The sequence below is a fragment of the Pseudomonas sp. NFACC24-1 genome (assembly GCF_900115235.1).
GTDB lineage: Bacteria > Pseudomonadota > Gammaproteobacteria > Pseudomonadales > Pseudomonadaceae > Aquipseudomonas > Aquipseudomonas fluorescens_AA.
The window spans coordinates 1-12,503 of record NZ_FOVS01000010.1 but is presented as its reverse complement, the minus strand read 5'-3'; the positions used below and the strand labels follow the sequence as shown (position 1 = coordinate 12,503).

Below are 12,503 nucleotides of genomic sequence, written 5' to 3'. Positions count from 1 at the left end.
CCCGCTGGGCTGCGAAGCAGCCCCAAAAAGGTTGAATGCGATCAGCCTGGCTCACCGAGCTGACAGATTGGGAGCTGCTTCGCAGCCCAACGGGGATAAATCCCCTCGCCACGATAAGTCCCCTGCCACAAACAATCAGCACCGTTGTGATCGTCCTGAGAAAACCACGCTCGTCCAGAACTTTCGAAGAAAGTGGCACGAGGCTGCTACACTGCGCGACATTTTGTTTTGCAGGCCAGTCCCGTGACCACCATTGCCACCGCTTTTAATACTTTGCCGCTGTCCGCCGCCATGCTGGCTAACCTCGAATCACTCGGTTATGCCCAGATGACGCCGATCCAGGCGCAAAGCTTGCCGGTGATCCTCAAGGGCATGGACCTGATCGCCCAAGCCAAGACCGGCAGCGGCAAGACCGCCGCCTTCGGCATCGGCCTGCTGAACCCGATCAACCCACGTTTCTTCGGCTGCCAGGCACTGGTGATGTGCCCGACCCGCGAGCTGGCTGACCAGGTCGCCAAGGAAATCCGTCGCCTGGCCCGCGCCGAAGACAACATCAAGGTCCTGACCCTGTGCGGCGGCGTGTCCTTCGGCCCGCAGATCGCTTCCCTCGAACACGGCGCCCACATCATCGTCGGCACGCCAGGGCGTATCCAGCAGCACCTGCGCAAGGGTTCGCTGGTGCTCGATGGGCTCAATACGCTGATCCTCGACGAAGCCGACCGCATGCTCGACATGGGCTTCTACGACGCCATCGAAGACATCATCCAGCAGACCCCGGAGCGCCGCCAGACGCTGCTGTTCTCCGCCACCTACCCGGTGGGCATCAAGCAACTGTCGTCCAAGTTCATGCGTAATCCGCAGCAAGTGAAGGCCGAGGCATTTCACTCCGACGCGCAGATCGAACAACGTTTCTACGAAATCTCCCCCGAGGAGCGCATGGACGCGGTGGTCAAGGTGTTGGCGCATTTCCGTCCGGCCTCCTGCGTGGCGTTCTGCTTCACCAAGCAGCAGGTCCAGGAAACCGTCGACCACCTGAGCGCCAAGGGCATTTCTGCCGTTGGCCTGCACGGCGACCTGGAACAGCGCGACCGCGACCAGGTGCTGGCGATGTTCGCCAACCGCAGCACCTCGGTGCTGGTGGCGACTGACGTGGCGGCCCGCGGCCTGGACATCGATGCCCTGGACATGGTGATCAACGTCGAACTGGCCCGGGACTCGGAAATTCACATCCACCGTGTCGGCCGCACCGGTCGCGCCGGTGAAAAAGGCATCGCCATCAGCCTGGTGGCGCCGTCCGAAGCCCACCGCGCCCAGGCCATCGAGCAACTGCAGAAATCGCCCCTGAGCTGGGACCAACTGGACAACCTCAAGCCCCAGGGCGGCGGCCCGCTGCTGCCGGCCATGAGCACCCTGTGCATCGGCGCCGGGCGTAAAGACAAGGTCCGCCCCGGCGACATCCTCGGCGCCTTGACCGGCGAAGCCGGCATTCCCGGCGCCCAGGTCGGCAAGATCGCGATCTTCGATTTCCAGGCCTATGTGGCCGTGGAACGCGGCATCGCCAAACAGGCGCTGCAACGCCTGAACGATGGCAAGATCAAGGGCCGCTCGTTGCGGGTGCGGATCCTCTGACGATGATCGTTCCCACGCTCTGCGTGGGAATGCCGCCCGGGACGCTCTGCGCCCCTTTCTGTCAAGCGTGACGCAGAGCGTCACAGGATGCATTCCCACGCAGAGCGTGGGAACGATCGTAAGAAAGCTGAGAGGACACCGCTTTGCGCTCTACCGAAGTCGTGATCATTGGCGCTGGCGCCGCAGGGTTGATGTGTGCGCTGACCGCGGCCGCGCGCGGGCGGCAGGTGATGCTGCTGGACCACGCCAACAAGGCCGGCAAGAAAATCCTCATGTCGGGCGGTGGACGCTGCAATTTCACCAACATGTACACCGAGCCGGGCAACTTCCTGTCGCAGAACCCGCACTTCTGCAAGTCGGCCCTGGCCCGCTACACCCAGTGGGATTTCATCGCGTTGGTGGCCAAGCACGGCGTGCCCTATCACGAGAAAAAACTCGGCCAGTTGTTCTGCGATAACAAGTCCAGTGACATCCTCGGCCTGCTGCTGGATGAATGCGACCAGGCCGGCGTCAACCTGCACCTCGACACGTCGATCACCCAGATCGAAAAAACCGACGGCGGCTATCTGCTGCAAACCACCCTCGGCGCCCTCACCTGCCAATCCCTGGTGATCGCCACGGGCGGGCTGTCGATCCCGACCCTGGGGGCGACCGGCTTCGGTTATCAGGTGGCGAAACAGTTTGGCCATGCGCTGCTGCCGACCCGCGCCGGGCTGGTGCCGTTCACCATCACCGATCAGCTCAAGGCACTGTGCACCGAGCTGTCGGGCACCTCGGTGGATTGCCTGGTGAGCTGCAACGACCAGAGTTTTCGCGAGAACATCCTGTTCACCCATCGCGGCCTGAGCGGTCCAGCGATCCTGCAGATTTCCTCGTTCTGGGAACCAGGGGACACGGTGCAGATCAACCTGCTGCCCGACCACGACGTGCCGCAATGGCTGCAACAGCAACAGGTCGAACGCCCCAACAGCGAACTCAAGACCCTGTTGGGCGAGCTGTTCACCAAGAAGATGGCCAACCTGCTGGCCGACACCTGGTTCGTCTCCAAACCCATGAAGCAGTACACCCACGGGGAGTTGGCGGACATTGCCGAGAAACTGGCGAGCTGGAACGTCGTCCCCGCCGGCACCGAAGGCTACCGCACCGCCGAAGTCACCCTGGGCGGCGTCGACACCCGGGAGGTTTCGTCCAAGACCATGGAATCGTTGAAAAGCCCTGGCCTGTATTTCATCGGCGAAGTGCTGGACGTCACCGGGCACCTGGGCGGGTTCAACTTCCAATGGGCGTGGGCTTCCGGTTACGCCGCCGCGCAGTACGTATGACGTAGCACACATCAAATGTGGGAGCGGGCTTGCTCGCGAATGCGGTGAGTCAGTCAATTCGATGACTGCTGACACACCGTATTCGCGAGCAAGCTCGCTCCCACAGGGACTGGTGGCGGCTCCCGGAACACTTTTTGCTGTCAGATGTGATCGCCGCCATTGCGTCGGCGTCATTACTGCCTCAATTTAGCGTCATTGCCCGTCAGGCCCGTGCACTTCATGTCATCGAACTCGTTTAGCCAGTCTTTGCGTCGCCTTTGGGCGTTGGATAAGTTCAGTTATAGCGTGCGAGTCTTCATCGCCCTGACCGGCAGCATGGGGCTGTGCTGGTATCTCGACGAAATGGCCCTGCTGATTCCCCTCTTCCTGGGCATCATCGCCAGTGCCCTGGCCGAAACCGACGACAGTTGGCAGGGCCGCCTCAACGCCCTGGCCGTAACCCTGGTGTGTTTCACCGTCGCGGCGTTTTCGGTGGAGTTGTTGTTCCCATATCCCGTGCTGTTCATCATCGCCCTGGCCCTGGCGAGCTTCGGCCTGACCATGCTCGGAGCCCTGGGTGAACGCTATGGCGCGATTGCCTCGGCCACCCTGATTCTTTCGGTCTACACCATGATCGGTGTGGACCAGCGCGGCGGCGCGGTCACCGATTTCTGGCATGAGCCGCTGCTGCTGGTGGCGGGCGCCACGTGGTACGGCCTGCTCTCGGTGCTGTGGCAAGCGCTGTTTTCCAACCAACCGGTGCAGCAAAGCCTGGCGCGGCTGTTCCGCGAGTTGGGACGCTACCTCAAACTCAAATCGTCGCTCCTGGAGCCGATCCGCCAACTCGACATCGAAGCCCGCCGCCTGGAACTGGCCCAGCAGAATGGCCGGGTGGTCGCCGCACTCAACAGCGCGAAGGAAATCATCCTGCACCGCGTGGGCAACGGCCGGCCGGGCTCGAAGGTCAGCCGCTACCTGAAACTGTACTTCCTGGCCCAGGACATCCACGAACGCGCCAGCTCTTCCCACTACCCCTACAACGCCCTGTCCGAAGCGTTCTTCCACAGCGACGTGCTGTTCCGCTGCCAGCGTCTGCTACGCCAGCAAGGCAAGGCCTGCCAGGCGCTGGCCGAGTCGATCCAACTGCGCCAGCCGTTCGTCTACGACGACACCTTCGCCGAGGCCCTCAACGACCTGCACGCGTCCCTTGAGCACCTGCGCATCCAGAGCAACCCGGCCTGGCGTGGCTTGCTGCGTTCGTTACGGGCGCTGGCGGCGAACCTGGGCACCCTGGATCGCCTGCTCAGCGATGCGAGCAACCCCGACGCCCTGGCCGACGCCACCGACAGCAGCCTGCTGGACCGCTCGCCGCGCAGCCTCAAGGATGTCTGGCTGCGCTTGCGCACCCAACTCACACCCACCTCGCTGCTGTTCCGCCATGCCCTGCGCCTGCCCCTCGCCCTGAGCGTGGGCTACGCCGTGGTGCACATGATCCACCCGTCCCAGGGCTATTGGATCATCCTGACCACGCTGTTCGTGTGCCAACCCAACTACGGCGCGACCCGGCGCAAGCTCGGCCAGCGGATCATCGGCACCGCCATCGGCCTGACGGTGGCCTGGGCGTTGTTCGACCTGTTTCCCAATCCGCTGGTGCAGTCGTGCTTCGCCATTGCCGCCGGGGTGGTGTTCTTTACCAACCGCACCACCCGCTACACCCTGGCAACGGCGGGGATCACCATCATGGTGCTGTTCTGCTTCAATCAGGTGGGCGACGGCTATGGCCTGCTGCTGCCACGGCTGTTCGATACCTTGCTCGGCAGCCTGATCGCCGGGCTGGCGGTGTTCCTGTTCCTGCCCGACTGGCAAGGTCGGCGGCTGAACAAAGTGCTGGCCAACACGCTGACCTGCAACAGCATTTACCTGCGCCAGATCATGCAGCAATACGCCGCTGGCAAAAGTGACGACCTGGCCTACCGCCTGGCCCGACGCAACGCCCACAACGCCGATGCCGCGCTGTCCACCACGCTGGCCAACATGCTGATGGAGCCGGGGCACTTCCGCAAGGAAGCCGATGTGGGGTTCCGCTTCCTGGTGCTGTCCCACACCCTGCTCAGTTACTTGTCCGGCCTGGGCGCCCACCGGGGCACCGAACTGCCGACCGAAGTGCGCGAACAGTTGATCGACGGTGCCGGGGTGAAACTGGCAGCGAGCATCGACGAAATCGCCCAGGGCCTGGCGAGCAAACAGCCGATCGCGATCCAGAGCGACGAAGAGGAAGCCCTGGCCAGCGAGCTTGAGCAGATGCCCGATGAAATCGACGAAGGACAGCGCCTGGTGCAGACGCAACTGGGGTTGATCTGTCGACAGTTGGGGCCGTTGCGCACGCTGGCGGCGCATTTGATCAAAGACACTGGCGAGGCTTGAGGGGTGTGGTGTCCAAGCGGGCCTCATCGCGAGCAAGCTCGCTCCCACATTAGGAATGCCTCCCCTGTGGATGGACGACATACCCCTGTGGGAGCGAGCTTGCTCGCGATGGGGCCAGCCCAGACACCTTACATCCCATGCGCCTTCAATAACCGCTCATAACTCCCATCCGCCTTCATCGCCGCGATCTCCCGATCGAATCCGGCCACGATCTGCTCATGCTCCGGGTTCTTCAGGCTGACCAGGATGTGCAGGCTGTTTTCGCTCAAGGGTTTGGGCAGGAACTCCACGGCGCTGCGCACCTTGGGCGATTCGCGGGCCAGGTAATAGCGGGCGACGAACTCATCTTCCAGGGTCAACTTCACGCGGTCGGCAGCCAGCATGCGCACCGCCATGGCGAAGTTATGCACCGGGATTTTCTGCATCTGCGGGTCTTCATCGAAATCCTTGGAATAGGCATAACCGCGCACGACAGCGATGGGATAGGCACGCAGCTGTTGCAGGCTGTCGAACTGGATCGCCTCGTCCTTGCGCTTGATGAAGCGCACGCGGTTGATCAGGTATTCGGCCGAGAACCGGCCGATATGGGTGCGCTCCTCGCTGTACCAGGCGTTGATCAGCACGTCATAGCGGCCCTCGCCGATGCCCAGCATCGCTCGGGCCCAGGGCACCTGTTCGAAGTCCGTGGCGTAGCCGGCCCGCGCCAGGGCGGTACTGACGATATCGGTCGCCAGGCCGCCATTGATCAAGGTGGAGTCGGTAAAGGGCGGCCAGGCATCGGCGACCAGGCGCAACTTCTGCGCGCAAGCCTCGTAGCTCAGCAACAGCAACCCGATCAATGCAAGAGCTCGATGCAATCGCGGCATGCCAAACGTCCTTGACGGGTTCAAAGCCCGGTTTTCTTTTTAGCCGAAACTCAACAGGCATCCTCAGACACCCGGTCCTAACATTAGCTCATTGAAACCGCTGCGCAGGGCTGTCACGAAGATTACACAAAGACGACAGCACCGCGACAAAGGAATGATGGCATTTTGGTCTTTGTCACAGATTTTCCGGTCGCGCGAGCAAGAGACTTCCGAGCCAACCACGCTTAATATCGGCAGCAGGTTCTTCAGGAAATTCAAAAAATGGAAATCGAGTGGGTCTGCAAACATCACAGTGACCTGAGCAAGGAACAGCTGTATGCCATCCTCAAACTGCGCTCCGACGTGTTCGTCGTCGAGCAGAACTGCGCCTACCCGGATGTCGACGGGCTGGACCTGGAGGGCGACACCTGCCACCTGATGGCCTGGCACGACAACCACCTGGTGGCCTACCTGCGCTTGCTCGACCCGCACTCGCAGAACAGCGACGTAGTGATCGGACGCGTGATCATCGCCCCCCAGGCCCGCGGGCAGGGGCTGGGTCACACACTGATGGAGCAAGGCCTCAAGCAGGCCGAGAAACATTGGCCCGGAACGTCAATCTCATTGTCGGCCCAGGCGCATTTGCAGGGGTATTACGGGCGGTACGGGTTTGAAGCGGTGGGTGTGGAATACCTGGAGGATGGGATTCCACACATTGGCATGCATCGGCCGTAGGAGCTGCCGAAGGCTGCGATCTTTTGATCTTGATCTTTCGCTCAGGACTCAATTGTCTGGGGCAAGATCGCAGCCTCGCTTCGCTCGACAGCTCCTACGCAGCGCCTACGGGTATTCCAACACTGCTTTGATCCGCGGCAGATTCGCCTCGATCCACCCCCGGTCAATTGCCCCCCAGTCGCGAATCCGATAGCGCCCGGCGTGGTTGCGAGCGCCCTCCTCTTGTTCGAACTCACACACGATATCCAGGTCAGCCAGGGCCGCGACCGTGTCCTGGGCGGTGCGGCGCGGCATGCCGGTGACTTCAGTGAGCGCCGGGACGTTGCTGGCCAGGCCGCTGTCGATCAGGTAAGCCACGTACAGGCGACGGTAGAAACTGGTCTTGGTCTTGCTCACGTCCATCCGGTCAGTCCTTGTGAGATTGCAGGTCACGCCAGGTCAGGTACACCCGCAGGTCGAATTCCAGTTGGTGATAACCCGGCAGCATGTGTTCGCAGAGTTGGTAGAAGGCCTTGTTGTGGTCCGACTCCTTGAAGTGGGCCAACTCGTGCACCACGATCATCTTCAGGAACTCGGGCGCCGCGTCCTTGAACAGCGCCGCGATGCGGATTTCCTTCTTGGCCTTGAGCTTGCCGCCCTGCACCCGCGACACCGCGGTGTGCAGGCCAAGGGCTCGGTGGGTCAGGTCCAGGCGACTGTCGAACAACACTTTGTCGATGGCCGGCGCGTTACGCAGGTATTGCTGCTTGAGGTCCAGCGCATAGCCGTACAGGGCCTTGTCGCTCTGGATCGGATGCCGGCCCGGGTAGCGCTGTTGCAGGTAATCGCCCAGACGATCCTGGGCGATCAATTGCTGCACTTGGGCTTGCAAGGCGGCGGGGTAGGCCTGGAGGTATTTGGGCGCGGTCATCGGCAGGCAACACAGTCACAAGAGGCCGCCAGTGTAGCGAATTCAGGCCTGCACCGCGCTCCAGTCGAAGGGCGTGGCGAAGACATCGGTGTCTTCGGCCATCAACGGACGCGCCACCAGGAACCCCTGCACGAACTCACAGCCGTGGGCATGCAGCCACAGATACTGCTCGCGGGTCTCCACCCCTTCGGCGATGACCCGCAAGCCCAACTGCGTACACAGGTCGATGACCGAGGCGGCCAGCGCGGCGTCCCGGGGCGACCCTGGCAGACGGGCGATCAAGTGTCGATCCAGCTTGAGAGTATCGAGTTCAAGGTCGCGCAGATGCGTCAGCGAACACGGGCCCGACCCGAAGTCATCCAACGCCACGCGCACCCCGAGCTGACGCAGCAACCGCAATTGCTTTTGGGTTTCATCGGGATTGCGCATCAGCGCATCCTCGGTCACCTCGACCTCCAACTGCCGAGGCTTCAAGGCGTGGCGCTCCAGCACCTGGCGCAACTCGGTCACCAGGTTCGGCATGCCGAACTGAGTGCTGCTCAGGCTTACCCCCAACACCAGGTCGTCAGCGAACAAACGCTCCCAGACTTTGCGCTGGGCCGCGCTGCGATGATAAATCCAACTGCCCAGCCGACTGATCAATCGCGCCTCTTCCAGCAACGGCAGGAACAGGCCCGGCGGCACATCGCCGACACTCGGATGCTGCCAGCGCAACAGCGCCTCGAACCCACGGATCCGCCCGTCGACGATGCTCACCTGCGGCTGGTAGACCATATTGAAGTCGCGGTTTTCGATGGCCGAGCGCACGCTCTCTTCCAGCATCAGCCGTGAACGGGCTCGACCGTTCATTTCATGGTCGTAGAAACGGTATTGCTGGCGACCGGCACGCTTGGCTTCGTACATGGCGATGTCGGAGGCCCGCAGCAAGCCATCGAGGTTGGCGCCACAGTCCGGGTACGTCGCGATGCCGATGCTGGCGCCGAGCGCCACGTCCATGCCTTCGATCTGCTGGCAGATCGCGACACGCTCGATGAGTTTCTCCGCAATCTTGGCCGCCTGTTCGGGAAACTCCAGGTCCAGCAGGGCCGTGAACTCGTCACCGCCCAGCCGCGCCAGGATATCGAAGGGGCGCAGGCACGCCTTCAACTGCTCCGACACCCAGCGCAAGACCCGGTCTCCGGCGTCATGCCCCAGCGAGTCATTGACCCGCTTGAAGCCATCGAGGTCCAGGTACAGCAGTACCCAGTTGCTTTCCAGCCGCTCGCTGCGCATCAACAGGTTTTCCGCGGTCTGGTAGAAGCCCCGGCGGTTGAGCAAGCCGGTCAGCGGGTCCGTGACGGCCTGGTATTCGAGCTGCTGGTGCAAGTGGCGAACCACGGACATGTCCTGCAGCGTTACCACCATCGCCTTCTGCTCCGAGGGCAGCGGCGCGCAGGACAAGGCCACCGACACCTGCTGGCCGGGTGCCGTGCGCAGCACCGCGTCATGCAACCGCCAGGTTTCACCACGCCGATAGGCATTATGGATATCGGAATCGGCCCATTCGGGAATATGGGGTTTCTGCAGGAAATCCAGGAACGGCATCCCCTGCAACTGGTCGGCGGTGGCATTGAGCAAACGGCAGGTCGACGGGTTGGCGAAGCGGATACACCCATTCTCATCCACCACGAGGATGCCTTCGGCGGCGTTGTCCAGCACCGAGGCATTGAAGGCCCTGGCCGCCTCGAGATCCTGGCTCAGGCGCTGCAAGGCCCGGCGATTGCGTTGGTGCTCGAGCAATGCCTGGACCTTGGGCTTGAGGATTTGCGGATCGAAGGGCTTGAACAGGTAATCCACGGCGCCACTGGCGTAGCCCTTGATGACCGCGTCCTGGGATTGCTCGTTGGCGGTCAGGAAAATGATCGGCGTGAGTCGCGTGCGCTGGCTGCCACGCATCAGGCGCGCCACTTCGAAACCGTCCATGTCGGGCATCTGCACATCCAGCAGCACCAGGTCGATGTCGTGTTCGAGCAGCAGGGTAAGCGCCTCGACCCCCGAGGACGCGGTCATCACCTGCCAATCCTGCCGCTGCAACAAGGCCCTCATGCTGAGCAGGTTTTCAGGGTAATCATCAACAATCAAAAGGACAGAGCTGTCTTCGCCGGGCGTTGGTTGCGCGCATTCCATGCTGCTTCTCTTATCGGGCGCCACGTCCGTTTTTACGTAGCAAAGCGGACAAATACTGTCCCCTCACTCTAGACCGGGATTTTGAAAAGCAGTAGGTGTCATCAAGCCATCACCCAGACAAAGCTCGAAATAGCCGACTAACGGTCACCCACCTCGGGCACAAAAACTGCAAAGACACCAGCGACGAACAATTGACGTCAATCATCCGCCGGGCGGCTGTCGAAAAACACCCATCCTGCGTGATCAACACGCCCACAACGCGCGAGTTAGAGCCCGCGCCAGGGCTCCAACTTTTTTCGCTTCGTTACGTAGGATCCGGACATGATCGATCTCGCCACCTGGAACTTGAGCATCCCCGAGGGCAGCCCACCGGCAACCATTTCAACCCCGCTACTGGTACAGGGGTTCAAGGACCAATACTTCAACTCCGAAACCGGGACCCTGTTCTTCTGGGCACCGGTGACCGGCGCCAAGACGGAAAACGCGATCTACCCGCGCAGCGAACTGCGGGAGACCTACAGCAACGGTACATTGCGCAACTGGCTGTATTCGGCGGCGGACAACAAACTGGCCGCGACCCTGACCGTCAGCCAGGTGCCCAGCAGCGGCAAGATCGTGATCGGCCAGATCCACGCCAAGGACAGCACCAGCCCCATGGTGAAGCTGGAGTACCAGTACAAGACCTACAGCTCCACCGGCAACATCGTCGCCAAGGTCCGCATACGCCCCGATGACGAATCGGGCCAGGTCATCACCATCGCCACGGGCATCAAGCTGAACCAGTCGTTCTCCTACCTGATTCACCTCAGCCCCGCCGGCGTCCTGACCATCAACGGCGCCGGGTACCAATGGAATACCAACATCAGCAACACCTGGAGCGACAAGCCGCTGTACTTCAAGGCCGGCGTATATGTGCAAGACAACACCGGCTACGTCACCGAAGGCGGGAAAGTGACCTTCAGCATGCTGGATATCGATCACAACCTGTGATTGCGCCCTCTAGTAGCGCCATAGCGGCAGGGAACGCTGCTTGGCTCGTGCGACAAAAACCCCCTATCCGCTGCTTGACGCCCTACAACAGGGCGCCATAGACAGATGCCATATCGCCATGTTCCCGAAAAATTCCTACTAGCCGACTAACGGTCGTCTATCTCGGGCACCAAACCGGCAAACGCAACTCTGACGGACTGTTGACGCCAACCCTCTGCCGTACGAACGTGCCAAATACGCGTTCGCGCCCCCTTTTGGCCTCAGCAAAAGCGCGTCTTAGAGCCCTCCGGCTGTGGCGTAAATCATTTCTTCTTCTCAGAAAGGATCCGAACATGGTCGATCTTGCAACCTGGAACCTGAGCATTCCCGAAGGCAGCCCACCAAAAACCATCGAAACGCCTCGACTGGTGAATGGGTTCAAGGATAAGTACTTCAACTCAGAAGGCAGCACGGTGTACTTCTGGTCGCCTGTCACCGGCACCAAGACTGAAAACGCGATCTACCCGCGCAGTGAATTACGGGAAACCTACAAGGACGGCACCTTGCGCAACTGGGTCTACCCTGACGCCGACAATAAATTGAGCGCGACCCTGGTGGTCAACCAGGTGCCCAGCAGTGGCAAGATCGTGATCGGGCAGATTCATGCCAAGGACAGCAGCAAACCCATGGTGAAACTGGAGTACCAGTACAAGGATGACGGCAAGACTGGCGACATCGTTGCCAAGGTCCGCATGCGCCCCGATGACGATGAGGGTCGGGTTATCACCGTCGCCACCGGCGTGAAGCTGGCTCAGTCCTTCAGTTACCGGCTCCACCTCGATCGTACGGGTGACCTGGGTATTACTGCGGCGGGTCGTAGTTGGTACACCACCATCAGTTCCAAATGGAAGGTCAAGCCGTTGTACTTCAAGGCTGGCGTGTATGTGCAGGACAACAGTGGCTATACCAGCGAGGGTGGGAAGGTGACGTTCAGCAAGTTGGATATCGATCACAACACTTGATTGTGGGCTTTCGATAGAGAGATATCGTGTGTATATCCGTTGCTGCGGTAACGGCGGCTTACGGTTCCGCCCTTACGGCGGGTCACTTTTGAGAAGCGCAAAAGTAACCAAAACGCTTTATGCCCCACCACTCGGCACCTCGCCTAGGCTTGGTGTGCCCTCACTCCGGCATTGCTCCGTGGGCCCGCCGCGAAGGGCCATCCATGGCCCAGCGCGGCTATCCCGGCATCCATGCCGGGATGCCCACTCCACAATGCCTGCGTTCGGCCAGCGTGGTTAACGGGGCGCCGAGATCAACGTCCACCGCGAGGCGGCCTGCCAGCCGGCCTGGCTCTCACGGTCGTACTCCGATCCAATTGTGGGAGCGAGCTTGCTCGCGATGGCGGCCTGACAGCCGACTAGGATTTGTGGGGTGTCGGAGATTTTGATCGTTCCCCCGGCCTTCTGAAAATCTCGTAGGAACTCCCCCTTTGTGGCGAGGGGATTTATCCCCGCTGGGCTG

Annotated in this window: 10 protein-coding genes and 1 pseudogene; 7 read left to right on the top strand and 4 right to left on the bottom strand. The window is 61.4% G+C overall.

Going from position 1 to position 12,503, the window contains the following annotated elements; all coding sequences use genetic code 11:
- The first annotated feature begins 291 nt into the window (after positions 1 to 291).
- The 3 genes from dbpA (at position 292) to yccS (ending at position 5,354) form a co-directional block, all read left to right on the top strand.
- On the top strand, positions 292 to 1,629 hold the full coding sequence (dbpA, locus tag BM317_RS11460) for an ATP-dependent RNA helicase DbpA (RefSeq protein ID WP_237140825.1): 1,338 nt from the start codon (positions 292 to 294) through the stop codon (positions 1,627 to 1,629).
- A 143-nt stretch (positions 1,630 to 1,772) separates the two neighbouring features.
- Positions 1,773 to 2,951 (top strand): BaiN/RdsA family NAD(P)/FAD-dependent oxidoreductase, encoded by a 1,179-nt coding sequence (locus tag BM317_RS11455; protein ID WP_092474348.1) that lies wholly within the window; start codon positions 1,773 to 1,775, stop codon positions 2,949 to 2,951.
- Positions 2,952 to 3,170: 219 nt separating this feature from the next.
- Positions 3,171 to 5,354, top strand: a complete 2,184-nt coding sequence (yccS, locus tag BM317_RS11450; RefSeq protein WP_092474346.1) for a YccS family putative transporter — start codon at positions 3,171 to 3,173, stop codon at positions 5,352 to 5,354.
- Between the two features lie 128 nt (positions 5,355 to 5,482).
- Here the strand turns inward: yccS and BM317_RS11445 are convergent, their stop codons facing one another.
- The gene (locus BM317_RS11445) at positions 5,483 to 6,220 is read right to left on the bottom strand and encodes a substrate-binding periplasmic protein (RefSeq protein ID WP_092175155.1); all 738 of its coding nucleotides are present in this window, start codon (positions 6,218 to 6,220) and stop codon (positions 5,483 to 5,485) included.
- Between the two features lie 261 nt (positions 6,221 to 6,481).
- On the opposite strand from BM317_RS11445, the gene BM317_RS11440 reads away from it, so the two are divergent.
- A complete protein-coding gene (locus BM317_RS11440) occupies positions 6,482 to 6,934 on the top strand; it encodes a GNAT family N-acetyltransferase (RefSeq protein ID WP_092175159.1) in 453 nt (150 codons plus the stop codon).
- A 105-nt stretch (positions 6,935 to 7,039) separates the two neighbouring features.
- On the opposite strand, the gene BM317_RS11435 is transcribed toward BM317_RS11440, so the two are convergent.
- From BM317_RS11435 to BM317_RS11425, 3 genes are read right to left on the bottom strand one after another with little or no spacing between them, the layout of a single operon-like run.
- The gene (locus tag BM317_RS11435) at positions 7,040 to 7,336 is read right to left on the bottom strand and encodes a winged helix-turn-helix domain-containing protein (protein ID WP_092175162.1); all 297 of its coding nucleotides are present in this window, start codon (positions 7,334 to 7,336) and stop codon (positions 7,040 to 7,042) included.
- 4 nt (positions 7,337 to 7,340) lie between these two features.
- Positions 7,341 to 7,844: a M48 metallopeptidase family protein gene (locus BM317_RS11430; protein ID WP_092474344.1), complete on the bottom strand. Its 504-nt coding sequence runs from the start codon at positions 7,842 to 7,844 to the stop codon at positions 7,341 to 7,343.
- 42 nt (positions 7,845 to 7,886) lie between these two features.
- Positions 7,887 to 10,010, bottom strand: a complete 2,124-nt coding sequence (locus BM317_RS11425; RefSeq protein WP_092175172.1) for a putative bifunctional diguanylate cyclase/phosphodiesterase — start codon at positions 10,008 to 10,010, stop codon at positions 7,887 to 7,889.
- A gap of 321 nt (positions 10,011 to 10,331) precedes the next feature.
- Here BM317_RS11425 and BM317_RS11420 point away from each other — a divergent pair, with 321 nt between their 5' ends.
- The 3 genes and pseudogenes from BM317_RS11420 to BM317_RS31380 all read left to right on the top strand — a co-directional run.
- On the top strand, positions 10,332 to 11,000 hold the full coding sequence (locus tag BM317_RS11420; protein ID WP_060740254.1) for a polysaccharide lyase family 7 protein: 669 nt from the start codon (positions 10,332 to 10,334) through the stop codon (positions 10,998 to 11,000).
- Between the two features lie 332 nt (positions 11,001 to 11,332).
- On the top strand, positions 11,333 to 12,001 hold the full coding sequence (locus tag BM317_RS11415) for a polysaccharide lyase family 7 protein (protein WP_092474342.1): 669 nt from the start codon (positions 11,333 to 11,335) through the stop codon (positions 11,999 to 12,001).
- A 203-nt stretch (positions 12,002 to 12,204) separates the two neighbouring features.
- Positions 12,205 to 12,317: pseudogene (locus BM317_RS31380) on the top strand (nucleoid-structuring protein H-NS); the annotation flags it as partial.
- Positions 12,318 to 12,503: the final 186 nt, after the last annotated feature.

Excerpts from the sequence above, each read along its gene's own strand:
- dbpA (WP_237140825.1), top strand. The coding sequence starts at position 292 with ATGCTGGCTAACCTCGAATCACTCGGTTATGCCCAGATGACGCCGATC.
- yccS (WP_092474346.1), top strand. The coding sequence starts at position 3,171 with ATGTCATCGAACTCGTTTAGCCAGTCTTTGCGTCGCCTTTGGGCGTTG.
- BM317_RS11445 (WP_092175155.1), bottom strand. The coding sequence starts at position 6,220 with ATGCCGCGATTGCATCGAGCTCTTGCATTGATCGGGTTGCTGTTGCTG.
- BM317_RS11440 (WP_092175159.1), top strand. The coding sequence starts at position 6,482 with ATGGAAATCGAGTGGGTCTGCAAACATCACAGTGACCTGAGCAAGGAA.
- BM317_RS11435 (WP_092175162.1), bottom strand. The coding sequence starts at position 7,336 with ATGGACGTGAGCAAGACCAAGACCAGTTTCTACCGTCGCCTGTACGTG.
- BM317_RS11430 (WP_092474344.1), bottom strand. The coding sequence starts at position 7,844 with ATGACCGCGCCCAAATACCTCCAGGCCTACCCCGCCGCCTTGCAAGCC.
- BM317_RS11425 (WP_092175172.1), bottom strand. The coding sequence starts at position 10,010 with ATGGAATGCGCGCAACCAACGCCCGGCGAAGACAGCTCTGTCCTTTTG.
- BM317_RS11420 (WP_060740254.1), top strand. The coding sequence starts at position 10,332 with ATGATCGATCTCGCCACCTGGAACTTGAGCATCCCCGAGGGCAGCCCA.
- BM317_RS11415 (WP_092474342.1), top strand. The coding sequence starts at position 11,333 with ATGGTCGATCTTGCAACCTGGAACCTGAGCATTCCCGAAGGCAGCCCA.